The organism is uncultured Aquimarina sp. (assembly GCF_947492405.1).
Lineage (GTDB): Bacteria > Bacteroidota > Bacteroidia > Flavobacteriales > Flavobacteriaceae > Aquimarina.
This window is the reverse complement of sequence record NZ_CANLMP010000003.1, coordinates 566,601-583,004: the sequence shown is the minus strand read 5'-3', so window position 1 is coordinate 583,004 and position 16,404 is coordinate 566,601. Positions and strand designations below refer to the sequence as shown.

Below are 16,404 nucleotides of genomic sequence, written 5' to 3'. Positions count from 1 at the left end.
TTAGTAAGAAAAACAAATTCTTTATCTTTAAACAAAAAGAAGATGAAATTGATTCTTAAAACCTATTATAAACTTACTATTTATTTCATATTATTTCTTTGTTTCACATTAGTTTCTTGGCAAGAAAAGCCGGTACGCTTGATTGAAGAAGTTCAAAAAAAGCGTACGATTATTTACGTTCAAAATGACACTAACTCTAATAAAAGTGTCTTTCTCAAAATAAACCCCATAGGTTATCGCAGAAGTGCACAACGTCCAATCATCAAAAACATTCCTGCTAACAGTAAAGTACAAATGATCATTTTAATCCCACTTACAGACGTGGCTTCTTCTTATACCTATAATCTTATTGTTAATGAAGAATTAGAAAACATGGAGATTGATAGAGCAAAAGGGGCAAAAAAAGAAGCCCCTCTTTCTTCCATACTAAAATCTGAAATTATAGTATTTACCAAAGAAGATTGTAAAAAATGCCAGTTACTTATAACTAAATTGAAGCTAGATCATGTAAAATTCAGAGAAATTAACATCAATAGTAAGAGTAGATATGTAGATTATCTCTGGACATTGTTAAAGGATAAAGGATATAACAAAATAACTGCCAAACTCCCTTTATCGTTAAAACAAGGTGAATTAATTCATCCAATTGGTAATATTGATGATTTCGTTTCTTCAGTTTCTAAAAAACATAGATCGCAACATTAGCGTATAGTAGCACTCGCGCTATTTTAAAATATAAATTATACTTAAAAAAGAGCGTCTCAGTGATTTCTTTTTTTGCGTGAACGATTATGGTGAAAGTCCAGCAGCTTAAACCTCTTTCTATCATAATTCCAATAATTACCCCCCCTCTTACTCTTATGGCCACATTTCAATCTAGAAAAGGTAATTATGCCATAAATCTGATTAAATCCTTCTTGATTATTCTAAATCGTACAAACAAGAAAGACGTATTATTTAATACATAACCTGAGTTCGATATAAAGAAAGGTATAGGTTTATTATGAAAAATCCTCATCATTACCTTCTCACAAGGAGAAGGAACTCTTTTAGATAATAAATCATTAAATATCGAACTCAGACTAATTTGTTTACCTATAATCTAGGTAACCACATTCCCATTGTTGCTGCAAAAACTCCGATTCCTGTAAGTACAGTAAGAACTATAAGAAAAGTAGACATTGCAACTTTAACTGGAATATTCTTTCTTTTCTGTGCATACAGATACATTTCCAGAATAATTAACGGTATTACATACTGTCCAATTCCCAGAAAAGTAAGAAATGGTCCTCTAAATGTTTCTGGATCAAAACCTACCGGTTCTCCGTGAATAAAAAGCCATAACATTAATCCAATCCTAAAAAACCAAACGCCGTTGACTACCAAAAACAAACGTAGTGCCCAACGACGATGCGAATCAAATTTACGAGCAACTGCGGTACGCCAGGCTAATGCCGCAAAAAGCATAATAAGAACTCCATTAAAGCATACACTGATGTCACCTACTAGTCCACTAATCGTTCCTTTGGTTATCACCATATATACACCGCTAAAACTGATCACAAAAGCGGTTATGATATATAATTTTCCGTTCCAACGATGAAATGAACGAGCTCTATTCCTTATCTGAGCAACAAATTGTAGTGGTCCACCAACCATCATAATAACTGCCAATAAAAGATGTATGGCAACTGCCACATTTCCCATAGTTCCGCCAGGAACATATCCATGAGGAAGAACACGGTTCCATTTCATAAAGTCTCCATCAATGGCAGCACCTCCATAAAAAGCAGTGACATAATACGCAAAGATCCATTGTCCTATTACTGCAATAATAAACCAAAATTGAACTGAAATACTCAGTGTTTTGTTGGCCCATATATTTGTCTTTTTTAAAGTGCTAACCGCACTAGTAGTAGTATTCATACTGTTCGTTTTTTAGTCCGCCTTAGGCTGACAAATTGATGATTGATTGATGATGAATTGGTTTTCTATCTTTTTAAAACAGAAAGCCTTATAAGATTATTAGTTCAGGTTTCAGGCGTGTTGTATCCTTTTAAATTTGAAAATTGCTTTGATATAATTCCTCCAAACATACATCCAAGGAATCACGACGAGGTCAATAGGAATAGCCATCAGAAATGGTTTTAGTAATCCTTCTGAAGTTTCATCTAATGTGCCTGTAGACCACATTGGATATGCAATCCCAATAAGCCATACTGATTTATAAAATATTTGTAATAGTAGTAAGGGAAGTATTTTTACAGGAAATCGAATTCCTAGTCCCATTAATGTTGCATAGGCCGCCCAAAAGCTGTAGGTGACTCCATCATAGGCACCCCAGGTTTCGCTGGGGTTAATGATTTCTAACCAGGTAGAATATCCTAATGAAAGGAAAGTCAATAAATACAATGATCTCATTAGTAATAGTTGAAGTTTAGAAACTTCTCTTCCGGCATTAAAATCCCTTTTTACAAAATCTTTGATGAAATGTTTTAGATTCATAACTGTTCGTTTTTTGCCCCGATTACTCGAGACTGATTGATGATTGATTTGATTGATGATGAATTATTTGATTTAAACTGCCTCCTGAAGTTTGTAAGATCCATTAAAACCCCTGATGATTAGCCAGGTTATAAACATCAATTGACTGATAGCCATTGGCATGTATAAATACATAGATCCTGTTCCAAAAAGTGTCCATAGTACATTGATAAAAATCAATACAGCCGAAAAAACACATAAAGCTGATAAAATTCTAGGGACGAATTTTGATATATACATTACATAATAAAATATAGACAGTGGAATACTGGCAACAAGCAGATCCATCATATGGATCCATCCTCGAGTACCTTTTAATATATTTCCTATAGCTTCAAGATTACTGACATCTTGCGCACCTGGTTTTAGGTATTCTTCGCTAAAAGACACTAATGAAAGTATAATTGTATTGTCTACAATGCTTATGACAAAAAGAATAATACTAAAGCTCAAATACCAAAATGCCAACCCTCTATGAATCTTTTTTAAAGTCGGCAACAACATAATTGCTACACCAACACCTATCGTTTTGGTTAGGATCTGAAGAAGTGTAGAAATAATAACTTGGTCAGTGTTTTCTGAAATTTTTGTAATAAAATCTGACGTAAATATTAAAGGTCCTAATAAAGAAACATTAATAAGGATTCCTATGGCCATTTGTATCAGAAGTAAAATACCTGTGATTCTTCCAATTTTTTTGATTGAATACATAACTGTTCGTTTTTTTGTCCCGATTACTCAGGACGGATTGATGATTGATTTTGATTGATGATGATGAATTATTTGTGTTTTATACGCTATTATCTTAATATTAGTTGGAAAAATTAATTTCTTTAGAATTACCGGTTAGTTTTATGTTAGCATCAGATGTTTTTTTACATTTTACCAATTCATAGGTCACTTCTAAATCACCTGTACTTTCTTCTCTAAACTCCAGTATTAATTCTTTTCCTGTTACTACTCCCATCGTTTTAAAATGTGCTGTTGCACCTACTTTTATGGTATCTACATGATGATTAGAAATAAACACTTTGATCGTGTCATCAGTATTCATCCTTTTTATTTTTTCTAATACTAATGTTCCCTGATTTACTTTTGTTTGTATATGAGGCATAAAGTTTTCCGGAGCTTCCAAGGTAACTTGTGTCATACTATCTTGTTTAAAATACACCCTCATATTATCCTGTATATCTATACTCCGGAAATTAGAGATGTTCCTGATTTCGGATATAATCGTACCTGCTTCTTCAATTACTCCTTTTCTTACATAATTATGGGTAGAAAACTGAAGTATGGTAAAATAAAGGAAGACAGCTCCTAATACACCTAGCAGAATCAGATTACTTCTTTTCATCATCTATATCTTTTATATATTGATCATACGTGTTTTTAAACTCTTCAAACTTTATATCTAGTAATCTCATTTTTTTAAATACATCCGGCAACATCTCCTCCATAAATTCTTTTCTTTTGATATCAAGAACCGTTTGATATCCATTTTCTGAAACGAAATACCCTATTCCTCTTTTGTTATAAATTACCTTTTCATCTTGCAGATGATTAAAGGCACGTATAGCAGTATTTGGGTTGACTTCCACCATAACAGCAATTTCTCTTACAGACGGTATTCTTTCGTCTTCTTTCCACTTTCTGGCAAGAATATTTTCATAAAAGAAATCCACTATCTGTAGATAAATAGGTTTGCTGTTATCAAAATCCATATCTACACCTCCTTTTCTACCATCTTACAATAGGCTACAAAAAGCATCACTGGTCCTAAAATCCCCAGAAAAAATAACATTCCGAATACTGAAAAATCACTTTGTGCCAAACCAAAAGCTTCAGAAGCTAAGGCATTACCTGGTAGTACATCATATCTATAATTAAGCATGGTAAACAGTATTAAGTTATAGATCATTACTCCAAAAAATACCAGCACAAAAACCAATAATGTTTTACCAATTCTATTCTTTTTAAATGCCAGGGCACCAACCAGAAAAACTGGCTGAATAATGCTATAGAACATCGTAAATCCCAGATATTCTCCAGAAAACATCGGAAGTAAATGAAAATCCGTACCAAAAAGAATACCTCCTGTTACTATGGCGAACTGTCCTACTACAAAACTAAGAACTGAAAAAACAGCTGTATACAAAATAGTTGTTGTAAACCATATAGCAGCCATCCTCTCGTATACAGAAACCGGAAGTACAAAGTATAAGTGATTTGCTTTGGAGTCGTGGGATTCTTTACAAATAGAAAATGTAAACAGTACACCTGCAGGAATATAAAACAACCCAAAAAGATTGGTAAACTCTCCCGAGGTTATACGATAATCTTCTCTTAAATTAATCAAAAAGAAAACAAAAAGAATGGCACTGATCACAATCAAGGCAGTACTGATACTGCTTTTTCTGATGGTTAGATCCCTCCTAATAAAATGATAAATCCTCTTATAATTAAACTGATGCATCATAATACCTCTTTTTTAATATATAGTTTATTCTATCCGGCTCATTCAGCACTGCGTTAAATAACAATTCCAGATCTACATCGGATTCATCTTTATCCAACTTTGGTAAAACTGCCTTTCCTCCTAATGAGGGTTCAGCATAGATGACGGTATGTTTATCTTTTTCCGATGGTTTACCAAACCAAAGATGTTCTGAAACTTCAAAAAGTGATTTATCGAAAACTACTTTAGATTGATCTAGTATCATTAAATGATTGATTAAACTGTGTAAATCTCTTACTTGATGTGTGGATATCACGATGCATTTTCCCTGATCGGCAACTCCTGCTATTATTTTTCTAAACTGGCTTTTGGATGGAATATCCAACCCATTGGTAGGTTCATCCATCAACAATAGTTTTGTATTGGCGGCAATCCCAAATGCTATCAATACTTTTTTCTTTTGACCAAAAGATAATGTAGTGATATTTTCGTTTGGAGAAAGACTAAATTCTTTTATCAATTCATAAAATTGCTCTTTGGAAAACTCCGGATAAAAAACAGAATTCACCTCTTCATACTTGGAAATTTTTAAGGCAGCTAACTCAAAATCCTCGGGAATAAAGAAGACTTCGTGTAGACACCTCACATGCTTTCTCGACATATTCTCGCCAAAAACCTGACAAGATCCACTCTTTGGAAACAGTAATCCAGCCATGATTTTCATCAGTGTACTTTTTCCTTCTCCATTTCTACCAAACAACCCATAAATATTTCCTGAATCAAAGTTCAATGAAACATCATTAAGAATTGTTTTACTCTTTGGATAGTAAAATCTAAGGCTCTGAATTTTAATCATAACTAGTGTATTAGTTATCTAGTACACTTCAAAAATAGCTAAATCAACTAACTAAACAAATATTTTAATCTATTTTTTTAAAACAAACAAATACGAAACTTCCTGAAAACCTTTTGTTTATGAGGGTTTTCAACGCATTGTAATGCTGTGAAATAATCATTGGATTTGCACCTTTTTTCTAAAACAACACTACTTCTGTGTGTATCTGATCTTTATGGAGCTCAATAATTCTATATCCGAAAGTGCTACTATGCACCTTAATTTCTTTAAGATCTTTTTCTACCTGATAGGATGCTGCTGGTGTAATATATTGTGTGATATTTTTATAAGAGCGATGATCTTCCATATGGTAATGTCCACAGAAAATGGTAATATCATTAGCCGTTTGTTCTAATAAATTTTGAATCTTTTCCCTTCCTTGCAATGCAAACTTTTTATCAATAATAGCGGGAATTGGCACGATAGGATGATGAATATATAATAGTATTTTTTTTGAGGTAATCAACTCGTTATGCAACCATATTAGTTGTGTATCACTGATAACCTCTGTACTGGAATCCAAAAAAACGAATTTAAAGAATTCATTTTCCCAACTATAAAAAAGTTCCTTAGAATCTGTATGAGCATCATTTTTGTAATGTTGTATTACTTCAGAAAAGTCGTCGTGATTTCCTAAAGAAATAGAGAGTTTATAATCTTGTAATGTTTCAAAAAACCAGGAATTTGATGATTTCTCTCCGATATCTCCACCATAGATCACCTCATCAATATTTCTTGACGCTACATCTTTTAGAATAGTTTTCCAGTTTTGTCTGGAATCTACGCCAACACTTTTAGGAAACTCTTCATCTATATGTACATCGGTGATGTAGGCTATCTTTTTGATCACAACGGAAATGTAAGAATTTTATTTGAAGTTTTTCAATATCAATAAGCTTCTTTGACTAAGACTTCTTTATTTTATGATAAGTCTATTTCTTAAAGTTCTCACTTACATTTCAGACTTAGCACTTTACCTTCTTTCTTTGCTTTCGCATCCATGGATGCACCAATTGCAAGTCCAATAGACATTCCAATCGCCATCCCGAAAGTCATTCCGTAAATTAATCCATTAGATTCTCCAAAAATCACCCCAAAGGTCATTCCCAAACTCATTCCAAGGGACATCCCGATGCTCATACCCACGGTCATATAATACTCTTCTGATATTAGAGAGAGTTCTTTTTTTATATAGTTTGAGAATTCGGTAAGTTTTTTACCGTAGTATTTTTTTCTATTTTCTCTAGGTATGTCTACATCAAATACATCCAATTTGTCTTCTACCCCTCGTAATTGATCTTCAGACAAATCTCTATTTTCTAACTGCGATAGTATGGTAATGAATTTTTTATACACCCTTTCCTCAGACGTTACATCTGTCTCTGTAACGAGATTTTTAAAAAATTTAGATGCTTCATTAATTGTCATGAGTATTAAATTTAGTCTTAAAAATTACATGCTATTTAATTAGTATCTATATTATTGAATTTGTTACACTGCTATTGATTGTCTTTGTCCAAAAACAAGCTAAGTCTACCTTATAATTTTTATTTTCTAATGCGGCCCTTTAGTTTCTGATTAAGTTCTTTTAATTTTTATTCAGCATCTTGTTAATCTTTTCGGATATTTCTTTTGAATAACACTGAAGTCCCAAAATATGAGGTTTGTCTATTTCGAAAAATTCTTTGGGTTCATTTGCGTTTTCAAAAATTCTCTTTCCAAATTTTAGAGGTACTTTTTTATCTTCTCGGCTATGTATAATCAAAATTGGTTTTCGATTTTTCTTAATTTCCTTGTCTGCGTGTTTTTCATTTTTAACTAAATTACCCCAAAAAGGAACTTCATATTTCGCTTCTGCTTTATGACTTGTAAACGCTCCCTCAATTACAATTCCGTCAATATCATATTGTCTATTAGAACCTATAACTGCTACTAAATAACCACCATAAGATTGCCCGTATAAAATCAGCTTACTACCTTTTATTTGTTGGTGATTTTTAGCAAAATTTAAAAATGAATAAGCATCTTCAAGTATATTTTTGCGTGTGGATTTTCCTTCTGAAAAACCATAACCACTATAGTCAAAAGTGATGATTTGAAATCCGTAATCAATTAACGGACTGATTGCTTGATACTGAGTCAAAATATCCATAGCACTTCCGTGAAAATGAACGATTGTTACTTTTGGTATAATGTTTTTAGGTTTTAATAACCATCCGTGAAGTTTATTGTTACTTTCGCTCATAAAGTCAAAAGCTTCTATAGAGAAATTAGGATGTTGAGAAATCCCATTTTTATTATCAATATTTATGGCCTTAGTTGTTTTGTTATATTTGAATAGTAGTGTATCCTTTCCATAACTAAAAACTCCTAGATCGTCTACATTTCGATTTATTTTTACTGGATAGTGAAACTTATGGTTAAAAGCACAAGATGAAGTAAATAAGATTGTTAAAAGCACTACTGTATATCTGAAGTTGTTCATATTTTAAGTATTTAAGTTACTACGTAAATATGGAGCATTCATTTGTTTTTTTCCTGACACATTTGTGTCAAACATCTTGCTGAATCAACTTTTTTCTTATTCTAGTTAGCGATTGTCTTTCAATGCCTAAATATGATGATAAATCTGAAACACTTATTCTAGGCAGTATATTTTGATTCTTCTTAATAAAACGAATATATCTTTCTTCTGCATTTTCAAACAAAAAACTTTCAATTCTATCTTGTTTTTTTAGCAAGATTTGTTCGGCAATTAACCTCCCATAATTTTCAAAGTTTTTATAGTTCTTATATGCTTTTTGCATGGCAGCATAAGACAAATTCACCATTATAGTTGGCTCAATAGTTTCGATATAATATTTTGAAGGTTTTTGCTGTATAAACGAAGGATAATCCGCAGCATAAAAATTCTCATCGATAAAAGAGATGGTAACTTTTTTACCTTGTTTATCTATATAATAGCTTTTTAGCAGACCTTGATGTACAAAACTCATTTCCTTTTGGATTTGTCCACTTTTCAAGTAAAACTGTCTTTTTTCAAGTTGTGTAATTGAAAGATTATCTCGTATGAAATTTAACTCATCCTTTTTTAATTGAGGGCAAATTTTTAAGTATGAATCTAAATATTGTTGATATGCCTTTTCCTTCATTCAAATTATTTTCAACATCTCTCGACTATAACTAGTTGCGTAGTTTAGCACAAAATTCTGTAATTACTTATAGCCAATGTTGTATCTCTTTTTAATGTTAATTTTTCCTGGTAATTTCGCGAACATTGGTTCCCCACATGCACAATTGGTGTAAAACAGGTACTAACTGCTTACCTGCATTCGATAAGTAATATTCTACGTGCGGTGGTATTGTTTTGAAATCCTTCCGAATTATAAGCCCATCATTTTCCATATCTCTCAAACGCTGAGTTAACATCTTTTCAGAAATCCCAGAAATGTTCTTTTTCATTCGCCCATATCTGTTAATTCCTTTTTCTAAATTCCATAGGATATTAACCTTCCACCTACCACTCAATAGTTCAACTGCATAAGTAAGTCCACAAGACATTTCAAGGATTTGTTGATTTTCAAAATTGGTTGAAGTTTCCTTTCTCATAGTACGAACTTTTTTGTATGTATATAACTTTTATTATTGTAAATATAAAGTAAATAAATTTGTCTTGTAACTTTAAAAAAACAGTTTATGAAAATCACATTATTTGTAGTTTTGACTGCCATATCCCTGAATGTAAATTCCTGTGGTGCACAAAAACAAAAAGAGATTAGCCAGGTAACTTCTGTCAAGTCTGAAGGTGAAAATTTGAATATTCCAAAATCCTTGAATGTAGTTTTAAAAAAGGATAAAGTTTATGAGATTGCTTATGCTAATATTATTAAAAACAAACAAGAAGTTCTTTTTAAGCAATATTTCCCGAAGGCAGGTCCAATTATTTCAGAATATGGAGGAAAGAACATTGCATCTTTCAATGTTACAGATTTAAAAGATGGTGGAATTCTTGAAAAACCAACAATGCTTGTTTTATTTGAATGGCCCAGTATCCAAGTTTACGAAAAGACCATTGCTGATTCACGTTTGAAAGAACTGTTTCCTCTGCGTAATTCTGCTTTTAAAGATTTTGGGCAGTCGTTTGTAACGGTTAAAGAAGATACTTCAATTACGTTTATGGCGGATAAATCATACGAGTTTTTTCTTGCCTGGCTAAAACCAAATGGGCAGAAATCGTTAGGGGAATATTTTAAGGTTTCTGCTCCTATTAAGAAGACTTATGGAAAACCTGAGCCTGTTTTTAAGGCTAATTTAAGTCCAATCTCGAATGCACCTAAATCTAAAACTGTACTTAATCCACAAATGGTAGGAATTGTTGAGTGGGACAATTTATCTGATTTTGATGAAATGGTTAATAATCCAGAATTTAAAGCAAAGGCGAAACCTTTATTTGATAAAGCTATTCAGCGTATCGAGATGATACATGGTAAGGTAATTTTACAATAGTTAGTATCTCCATTAAATATTTATTGAGTCAGTTTGAGAGTTATAATGTTCAACATAACAATCATTACTGGCTCAAAGGCAACTATGTTTTGTTATACAGTGTAGTATGTTGTTTTATTTTTTTAAAATAGGTTTCAATTTTATTAATCTATTATAAGTTATTTAGAAAATTAACGCTTTCTGCAACTTTTATTTTAGTTTCATCATAATCTTTTTGGTGAGATATACATACACCTGATATCTCAACTATTCCGGTCATAGAATTACTTATTTCATGAAAATACTGTATTAACGAACAGCCATGATCAAAATATAAAGTACGTTTGATTATAAGTTTTTTATTTATATAGATTTCTTGTATTTTTTCAAAACCACCAGTAAAACCTTTATCTTTTAAAATCTTTTTGATTGGTGTTTTATATTTACTTATAATTATTTGTGTAGGATCTTCATTGTCTTCGTGAGTTATAAGAATAAAATTTTCCTTCCAATTTTTGTAACCTATATTTTTAACAGTAAAGTTCATCCAATCTTTAGGTTGTTTTAAACTTAAACCCAGTTCTTCGTTTTCATATAATTCCCAATTTGACAAATCAAATATGGGTTTTTCAAAATATTCTTTTTGCTTTAAGTACCCCCCAAAAACATAGGACTCAATATTTGGATCATTAGGATTCTCAATTCGAACCCAATTCGCCTTAATTTTAAGTTTATTATCATAAATATATATCATATTATTATCTAGAACCTTCAAAACTTTAACGGCAGATTTATACGTTATAACTCCTATTTTTTGCGAATCTAAGTTTGGTTTTTCCCTTATAGTTAATCCGCTTTTTGCACTTACATAAAAAATAGAGTTATCAGTTTGAGAATTGGCAAATCCTATTATCGAAAATAAAAAAAATAAAAAGAAGTGTTTTTTATTACTCATACAAGTTTTTTTAAATATCTAGTTTTGAAATTTGGCTCGTTTCGGAAAATGTTCAACAGACTTTTCCGTGATATCCTGAAGATAGCAAATTACAGGAAATTCATTTTAAGGAATTCAGTCGCGACGAGCTATACACGTCTTTGTTACCTGGTTTTCTATTCAAATTCAATCTGATTTTCTTCCCAAATGTTCAGTTAATAATTTCCATCTAGTATTTTCTTTTATTAAAACAGATGTTCCAATTCCATTTCCAGATTCAGATTTTCCACCTATAATTCCAGTCCAATTAAATTCGAATAAATAGACAGCATATTTTTTATCTTTTACTAACCATTTAATATTTTCGACAGCATATTTCTCATTCTTAATTAAAGAAAAATTTTTCTCAAATGCTTTTCGAACATTTTCTTTCCCAATGTGAATCGTTCCATTAGAAAAGGTAACACTTACATTTTCGGAAACTAAAGGCTCAACTACGTTCCAATCCTGAGTTCCTAAAGCTTTTTCATATGATTTAACAAATTCTTCTGGATTCATTATTTTTCTTATTATACATAGCAGTTTGTATATGAGCAGTAGCGGATTTACGCACAATTACTTTTCGGATACCAATATAATTATTTAAAATCAAAAACGGTTTGAGTAAGCACTCAAACCGCTATTGCTTATATAAAGCCAAACCTTACCCTTCATTTGACTTTAATTATCAAAGATTAAGGATTCATAAAACATATTAATACCAAGAGGAATGATTAGGCATCAAGCAGAACAATCACAATCATCAATTAGAACCAACCACCATTTATGATCAGCTATTATAAAGTACATTGTTTTAACAATCCATTCATCTTTTAAAATATCTACTTTAATTTTCGAGCCATTTCGATACTTCGCAGGGATATTAATCCGTTCAGAACCTCCTTTTTCAATATCAGCATAGGTAGGCAATTTATCTATTTCTGAATAGTATACTCCATCTGGGTCTTTACTTTCATCACAAAAACCATTTTTAGGAGACTCATTTTTGTAAATAGAAAGAAAATCTATTTTCGGATGTACGGGTATATAAGATTCAAAACTTGCCAATACACATGCAGAGCCTGGATTAAAAAATCGATATACACCTATTTCTTTTTTTACAAACGGATTTATATGATGCGATTTAACTTTGATAAGACTATTAATACGTTTTCCAAAAAAAGAAGTAGTAAGGAAATATTTCAAAAATGGCTCAAAATTATTTATTGCTGCCTTTTGTCGGATTGAAGTTTGAGAACCAAAAACCCAACCTATTTCTCCATTATGTTCGATTTGATACCAAAAATCCTTATTTCCTTTTATCACCTGTTCATTTGACTTGCCTAAAACCAAACACGTATCTCCTGTATTTAATTTCATAAGCACTTTCCCATCTACTGGAGTTTCCCGAACCCAAATATTCTTACCTTCAATAAACAATTGGTTTTGACTGTATGATATACTAGAACAAGAAAGAATTAAGACAATCAATACAACTTGTTTCATTTTTACTCCTATTAAAAAATTTGATTTAATAAGTAAATATGAATAATATCTTGTAAATAGATTACACGGTTTTCAGTGAAATAAAAAACCACGACTTTATTAGTCGTGGTTTAATCTATTACTATTCCGTATTACACTTCGACAAGCTCATTGTGACAGCTTAGTATTACGCGGTTCAATGCGAATTTTAAAACTCTCTATTTACATCAAAAGCTTCCAGGTAATCCTTTACACGTTGTACAAATTGTCCACCTAATGCTCCGTTTACAACTCTATGGTCATAAGAGTGAGATAAGAACATTTTATAACGGATACCTATAAAATCTCCATCTGGTGTTTCTATAACTGCTGGCACTTTACGGATCGCTCCTAATGCTAAAATCGCTACTTGCGGCTGGTTGATAATTGGTGTCCCCATAATACTACCAAATGTTCCCACATTGGTCACCGTATATGTTCCCCCTTGGATATCATCAGGTTTTAATGCATTAGTACGAGCACGGTTTGCCAAATCATTTACTGCTTTGGTCATCCCAACCAGATTTAACTGATCTGCATTTTTAATTACCGGAACAATTAAATTACCATCAGCTAAGGCCGCTGCCATACCTAAATTGATATTTTTCTTTTTGATCACAGTATCACCAGAAACAGAAATATTGATCATCGGAAAATCTCTGATGGCTTTTGCCACAGCTTCCATAAATATAGGAGTAAAGGTTAGGTTCTCTCCTTCTCTCTTCATGAAATCTCCTTTTACCTTCTTTCTCCAATTCCAGATATTGGTCACATCAGCTTCGATAAACGATTGTACGTGCGCAGAAGTTTGTACAGATTCTACCATATGATGTGCAATAAGTTTACCCATCCTGGTCATTTCTATAATCTCATCTTCTCCCGATGCAACTACGGGCGCAGCTTTTGGAGCTTCTGTTTTCTTAATAGCTGTTTTAGGAGCCGTTTTTTGTTCTGTCACAGCTGGTGCAACAGGAGTTACCGTAGTTTTACCCGCTTTGCGGTCTTCTACAAATTGTAGGATATCATTTTTGGTAACTCTACCATCTTTTCCTGTTCCGGATATATTTTCTAGTTCTGCTACAGAAATTCCTTCTGCTGCAGCGATATTTTTTACTAATGGAGAATAAAACTTAGAACTCTCTGAAAAATCTGCTTTAGGAGTCGCGGTTTCTTTTATTGCAGCCATATCGTTTTCGATTACTGCTGCTGCTTCAGGAGCTGAAGCTACTTCTTCTTTGGATTCCTGTGGAGCTGCTTCTACAGTACCTTCTCCTTCTGTTTCGATAATAGCGATCGTTTGACCAACTTTTACAACATCATCAACTTCAAAAAGTTTTTCAACCAATACACCTTCTACTTCACAAGGAACTTCACTATCTACCTTGTCCGTAGCAATTTCTAATACTGCATCGTCCATCTCGATAGTTTCTCCAACTTCTTTTAACCAAGTTGTTATTGTTGCCTCTGCAACACTCTCACCCATCTTCGGAAGTTTAAGCTCAAATTTTGCCATATTCTTAATCAAAGGTATTTATTAGTTATATTTTTTGCGAAATTAATAAAAGTTAAGATCTTAAATTAATTTTTCTTTATTAAAGTTTCTTTAAAAAGTAATCACTTCACCTTTTCCATCACTAAAATCACTTCCTAATATAAAATTACATCCTATAGGTCTGATCTTAAAAGTCATATTGGACTTCTTTAGCCGCTGCATGGAACTGATAATCTCACTAAAGCTCATCAACTCATTATCAAATATAAGTTCGTTATTAGTATATCCCAAATTATCCGCAGATTCTAAGGAAATAAATTGTACTTCTTTTTGTAAAACATTGGTAAGCTTCTGTTTTAATTTATTGTTTTCTGAAACCAGATAATATCGATCTATCACTCGTTTTTCTTTATGATTATTTTTGAACGATTGCATTACAGAGGTTAGTCGTATTCCAACCGATACAACAAAATCTAAAAACCAATTGCTTCTAAAATGTTTTTGATAAAACAATCGCATCGCTCCATAAAAGCGTTTGATGTACTCCGCATTTCGATCAGTACTTTCGCCTTTATAATGGATCACGGGTATTGTGCCTATATAATAGTTTTCCAGTCCTTTCTTTTTTATTTTATAGGATAGATCAATATCTTCTCCATACATAAAATAATCTTCGTCAAAACCTCCAACAGATTTATAATTTTCTTTTTTGACCAATATAAAAGCTCCTACGAGAATATCAACATTACCGATACCATCAATAGGAATATGGTCTGAATAATAATTTTTGACCTTACCTAATCTTATTTTAAAAAGTCTTCCGAATGATGTTAAAGGCGATGGAATATTTCTTTTGCTTTCTGGATGAAAAACACCTACCCCACTTATTAATTTTGGCCCAGCCATACCAATACTTGGTAAATCTTTAAAAATTTCAAGTATATTAATAAAAGTATCTTCTGCGACTACAGTATCAGGATTCAGAATACATATATATTCTCCTTTAGCTACAGCAACTCCTTGATTATTAGCCTTAGAGAAACCAATATTTTCTTTGTTTTCAATTAATATGCTATCAGGAAAACGTTCTCTGACCATTGCGCAACTATCATCGGGTGAGTTATTATCAATTACGATAATTTCTGCGTCCAAGGTAGTTATAGCTTTTTGAACACTAAGGATACATAGCTCTAAAAAATAACGTACATTATAATTGAGGATGACGACGGATAGTTTCAGAAGATCAGGTTTTAAAAGTGATACATATTACGAGTTCTTCAAGGCATTTTCAAACGGAATTCTATTGATGATACTTCTTCCTAAAGTTACCTCATCAGCATATTCTAATTCGTCATTTACACCAATTCCTCTTGCAATCGTTGCTATTTTTATCTCTATACCTTCTAGTTGTTTATAAATATAAAAATTAGTAGTATCACCTTCCATAGTGGCACTTAATGCAAAGATTAATTCTTTTATTTCACCGGATTTTGCTTTTTCAATTAAGGTATCTATTTTAAGATTATGAGGTCCAATACCATCCATTGGACTTATTTTCCCTCCTAAAACATGATACAACCCTCGATATTGACTTGTACTCTCAATCGCCATGACATCTCTAATATCTTCTACTACACAAATTATATCATGAATTCTATTGGGATTACTACAGATATCACAAACTTCTACATCACTAATGCTGTGGCACTTTTTACAAAACTTTACCTCTTCTCTCAGTGTACCTAATGCTTTTACTAAATGTTGCGTCTGTGTTTCTGGCTGTCTTAGCAGATGTAATACTAATCGTAATGCTGTTCGTTTACCAATACCTGGTAACTGCGACATCTCATATACTGCGTTTTCTAATAATTTTGAAGAAAATTCCATAGCGGTACAAATGTAATAAATAGTCGTGAGTATTTGAATATTTGAGTAATGGAGTATAGAAGTATATAACGAATCATCTATTCTCTCACCAACTCATTAACCCACAGACTCAAAACTAACAAAATCCCATACTATTTTACTACTTTTAC

General features: G+C 32.1%; 20 protein-coding genes. 2 read left to right on the top strand and 18 right to left on the bottom strand.

Annotated features, from left to right (window positions below; all coding sequences use genetic code 11):
- Positions 1–42: 42 nt before the first annotated feature.
- On the top strand, positions 43–705 hold the full coding sequence (locus Q0829_RS14040) for a hypothetical protein (RefSeq protein WP_298544022.1): 663 nt from the start codon (positions 43–45) through the stop codon (positions 703–705).
- Positions 706–1,095: 390 nt separating this feature from the next.
- Here Q0829_RS14040 and Q0829_RS14035 read toward each other — a convergent pair whose 3' ends face one another.
- From Q0829_RS14035 to Q0829_RS13980, 12 genes are all read right to left on the bottom strand, one after another.
- Positions 1,096–1,926 carry a DUF2306 domain-containing protein gene (locus Q0829_RS14035; RefSeq protein ID WP_298544018.1) on the bottom strand — a complete coding sequence of 277 codons (831 nt, stop codon included), beginning with the start codon at positions 1,924–1,926 and terminating at the stop codon, positions 1,096–1,098.
- 111 nt (positions 1,927–2,037) lie between these two features.
- Positions 2,038–2,505, bottom strand: coding sequence for a hypothetical protein (locus tag Q0829_RS14030; protein WP_298544015.1), 468 nt, complete (start codon positions 2,503–2,505; stop codon positions 2,038–2,040).
- A 72-nt stretch (positions 2,506–2,577) separates the two neighbouring features.
- Positions 2,578–3,255 carry a DUF4386 domain-containing protein gene (locus Q0829_RS14025; RefSeq protein ID WP_298544013.1) on the bottom strand — a complete coding sequence of 226 codons (678 nt, stop codon included), beginning with the start codon at positions 3,253–3,255 and terminating at the stop codon, positions 2,578–2,580.
- Positions 3,256–3,355: 100 nt separating this feature from the next.
- Positions 3,356–3,898, bottom strand: coding sequence for a DUF2807 domain-containing protein (locus tag Q0829_RS14020; protein ID WP_298544009.1), 543 nt, complete (start codon positions 3,896–3,898; stop codon positions 3,356–3,358).
- Positions 3,885–4,265: a GntR family transcriptional regulator gene (locus Q0829_RS14015; RefSeq protein ID WP_298544006.1), complete on the bottom strand. Its 381-nt coding sequence runs from the start codon at positions 4,263–4,265 to the stop codon at positions 3,885–3,887. Before Q0829_RS14015 ends, Q0829_RS14020 begins: the two co-directional genes overlap by 14 nt.
- Before the next feature lie 2 nt (positions 4,266–4,267).
- Positions 4,268–5,020, bottom strand: a complete 753-nt coding sequence (locus Q0829_RS14010; protein ID WP_298544004.1) for a hypothetical protein — start codon at positions 5,018–5,020, stop codon at positions 4,268–4,270.
- Positions 5,004–5,855 carry an ABC transporter ATP-binding protein gene (locus Q0829_RS14005; protein ID WP_298544002.1) on the bottom strand — a complete coding sequence of 284 codons (852 nt, stop codon included), beginning with the start codon at positions 5,853–5,855 and terminating at the stop codon, positions 5,004–5,006. Before Q0829_RS14005 ends, Q0829_RS14010 begins: the two co-directional genes overlap by 17 nt.
- 178 nt (positions 5,856–6,033) lie before the next feature.
- Positions 6,034–6,744: a metallophosphoesterase gene (locus Q0829_RS14000; RefSeq protein ID WP_298544000.1), complete on the bottom strand. Its 711-nt coding sequence runs from the start codon at positions 6,742–6,744 to the stop codon at positions 6,034–6,036.
- Positions 6,745–6,842: 98 nt separating this feature from the next.
- Positions 6,843–7,322 (bottom strand): hypothetical protein, encoded by a 480-nt coding sequence (locus Q0829_RS13995; RefSeq protein WP_298543997.1) that lies wholly within the window; start codon positions 7,320–7,322, stop codon positions 6,843–6,845.
- A gap of 160 nt (positions 7,323–7,482) precedes the next feature.
- Positions 7,483–8,379, bottom strand: coding sequence for an alpha/beta fold hydrolase (locus Q0829_RS13990; protein ID WP_298543995.1), 897 nt, complete (start codon positions 8,377–8,379; stop codon positions 7,483–7,485).
- 67 nt (positions 8,380–8,446) lie between these two features.
- Positions 8,447–9,046: a Crp/Fnr family transcriptional regulator gene (locus tag Q0829_RS13985; protein ID WP_298543992.1), complete on the bottom strand. Its 600-nt coding sequence runs from the start codon at positions 9,044–9,046 to the stop codon at positions 8,447–8,449.
- A gap of 97 nt (positions 9,047–9,143) precedes the next feature.
- The gene (locus Q0829_RS13980) at positions 9,144–9,503 is read right to left on the bottom strand and encodes a helix-turn-helix domain-containing protein (RefSeq protein ID WP_298543990.1); all 360 of its coding nucleotides are present in this window, start codon (positions 9,501–9,503) and stop codon (positions 9,144–9,146) included.
- Between the two features lie 87 nt (positions 9,504–9,590).
- Between Q0829_RS13980 and Q0829_RS13975 the strand changes: the two genes are divergently transcribed.
- A complete protein-coding gene (locus Q0829_RS13975; RefSeq protein WP_298543988.1) occupies positions 9,591–10,400 on the top strand; it encodes a DUF1330 domain-containing protein in 810 nt (269 codons plus the stop codon).
- Between the two features lie 151 nt (positions 10,401–10,551).
- Here the strand turns inward: Q0829_RS13975 and Q0829_RS13970 are convergent, their stop codons facing one another.
- The 6 genes from Q0829_RS13970 to recR all read right to left on the bottom strand — a co-directional run bounded on the left by Q0829_RS13970 (position 10,552) and on the right by recR (position 16,255).
- Positions 10,552–11,334 (bottom strand): SH3 domain-containing protein, encoded by a 783-nt coding sequence (locus Q0829_RS13970; RefSeq protein WP_298543986.1) that lies wholly within the window; start codon positions 11,332–11,334, stop codon positions 10,552–10,554.
- Between the two features lie 165 nt (positions 11,335–11,499).
- Positions 11,500–11,871 (bottom strand): nuclear transport factor 2 family protein, encoded by a 372-nt coding sequence (locus Q0829_RS13965; protein WP_298543983.1) that lies wholly within the window; start codon positions 11,869–11,871, stop codon positions 11,500–11,502.
- Positions 11,872–12,093: 222 nt separating this feature from the next.
- Positions 12,094–12,858, bottom strand: a complete 765-nt coding sequence (locus tag Q0829_RS13960) for an SH3 domain-containing protein (protein ID WP_298543980.1) — start codon at positions 12,856–12,858, stop codon at positions 12,094–12,096.
- A gap of 187 nt (positions 12,859–13,045) precedes the next feature.
- Positions 13,046–14,389 carry a dihydrolipoamide acetyltransferase family protein gene (locus Q0829_RS13955; RefSeq protein WP_298543977.1) on the bottom strand — a complete coding sequence of 448 codons (1,344 nt, stop codon included), beginning with the start codon at positions 14,387–14,389 and terminating at the stop codon, positions 13,046–13,048.
- Between the two features lie 90 nt (positions 14,390–14,479).
- Positions 14,480–15,589, bottom strand: a complete 1,110-nt coding sequence (locus Q0829_RS13950) for a glycosyltransferase family 2 protein (RefSeq protein ID WP_366893339.1) — start codon at positions 15,587–15,589, stop codon at positions 14,480–14,482.
- A 45-nt stretch (positions 15,590–15,634) separates the two neighbouring features.
- Entirely contained in the window at positions 15,635–16,255 is a 621-nt protein-coding gene (recR, locus tag Q0829_RS13945) for a recombination mediator RecR (protein ID WP_298543974.1), read from the bottom strand.
- Positions 16,256–16,404 lie beyond the last annotated feature (149 nt).

What these genes read in the sequence shown, in the direction of transcription:
- Q0829_RS14040 (WP_298544022.1), top strand. Translation starts at nt 43, where the DNA reads ATGAAATTGATTCTTAAAACCTATTATAAACTTACTATTTATTTCATA.
- Q0829_RS14035 (WP_298544018.1), bottom strand. Translation starts at nt 1,926, where the DNA reads ATGAATACTACTACTAGTGCGGTTAGCACTTTAAAAAAGACAAATATA.
- Q0829_RS14030 (WP_298544015.1), bottom strand. Translation starts at nt 2,505, where the DNA reads ATGAATCTAAAACATTTCATCAAAGATTTTGTAAAAAGGGATTTTAAT.
- Q0829_RS14025 (WP_298544013.1), bottom strand. Translation starts at nt 3,255, where the DNA reads ATGTATTCAATCAAAAAAATTGGAAGAATCACAGGTATTTTACTTCTG.
- Q0829_RS14020 (WP_298544009.1), bottom strand. Translation starts at nt 3,898, where the DNA reads ATGAAAAGAAGTAATCTGATTCTGCTAGGTGTATTAGGAGCTGTCTTC.
- Q0829_RS14015 (WP_298544006.1), bottom strand. Translation starts at nt 4,265, where the DNA reads ATGGATTTTGATAACAGCAAACCTATTTATCTACAGATAGTGGATTTC.
- Q0829_RS14010 (WP_298544004.1), bottom strand. Translation starts at nt 5,020, where the DNA reads ATGATGCATCAGTTTAATTATAAGAGGATTTATCATTTTATTAGGAGG.
- Q0829_RS14005 (WP_298544002.1), bottom strand. Translation starts at nt 5,855, where the DNA reads ATGATTAAAATTCAGAGCCTTAGATTTTACTATCCAAAGAGTAAAACA.
- Q0829_RS13995 (WP_298543997.1), bottom strand. Translation starts at nt 7,322, where the DNA reads ATGACAATTAATGAAGCATCTAAATTTTTTAAAAATCTCGTTACAGAG.
- Q0829_RS13990 (WP_298543995.1), bottom strand. Translation starts at nt 8,379, where the DNA reads ATGAACAACTTCAGATATACAGTAGTGCTTTTAACAATCTTATTTACT.
- Q0829_RS13985 (WP_298543992.1), bottom strand. Translation starts at nt 9,046, where the DNA reads ATGAAGGAAAAGGCATATCAACAATATTTAGATTCATACTTAAAAATT.
- Q0829_RS13980 (WP_298543990.1), bottom strand. Translation starts at nt 9,503, where the DNA reads ATGAGAAAGGAAACTTCAACCAATTTTGAAAATCAACAAATCCTTGAA.
- Q0829_RS13975 (WP_298543988.1), top strand. Translation starts at nt 9,591, where the DNA reads ATGAAAATCACATTATTTGTAGTTTTGACTGCCATATCCCTGAATGTA.
- Q0829_RS13970 (WP_298543986.1), bottom strand. Translation starts at nt 11,334, where the DNA reads ATGAGTAATAAAAAACACTTCTTTTTATTTTTTTTATTTTCGATAATA.
- Q0829_RS13965 (WP_298543983.1), bottom strand. Translation starts at nt 11,871, where the DNA reads ATGAATCCAGAAGAATTTGTTAAATCATATGAAAAAGCTTTAGGAACT.
- Q0829_RS13960 (WP_298543980.1), bottom strand. Translation starts at nt 12,858, where the DNA reads ATGAAACAAGTTGTATTGATTGTCTTAATTCTTTCTTGTTCTAGTATA.
- Q0829_RS13955 (WP_298543977.1), bottom strand. Translation starts at nt 14,389, where the DNA reads ATGGCAAAATTTGAGCTTAAACTTCCGAAGATGGGTGAGAGTGTTGCA.
- recR (WP_298543974.1), bottom strand. Translation starts at nt 16,255, where the DNA reads ATGGAATTTTCTTCAAAATTATTAGAAAACGCAGTATATGAGATGTCG.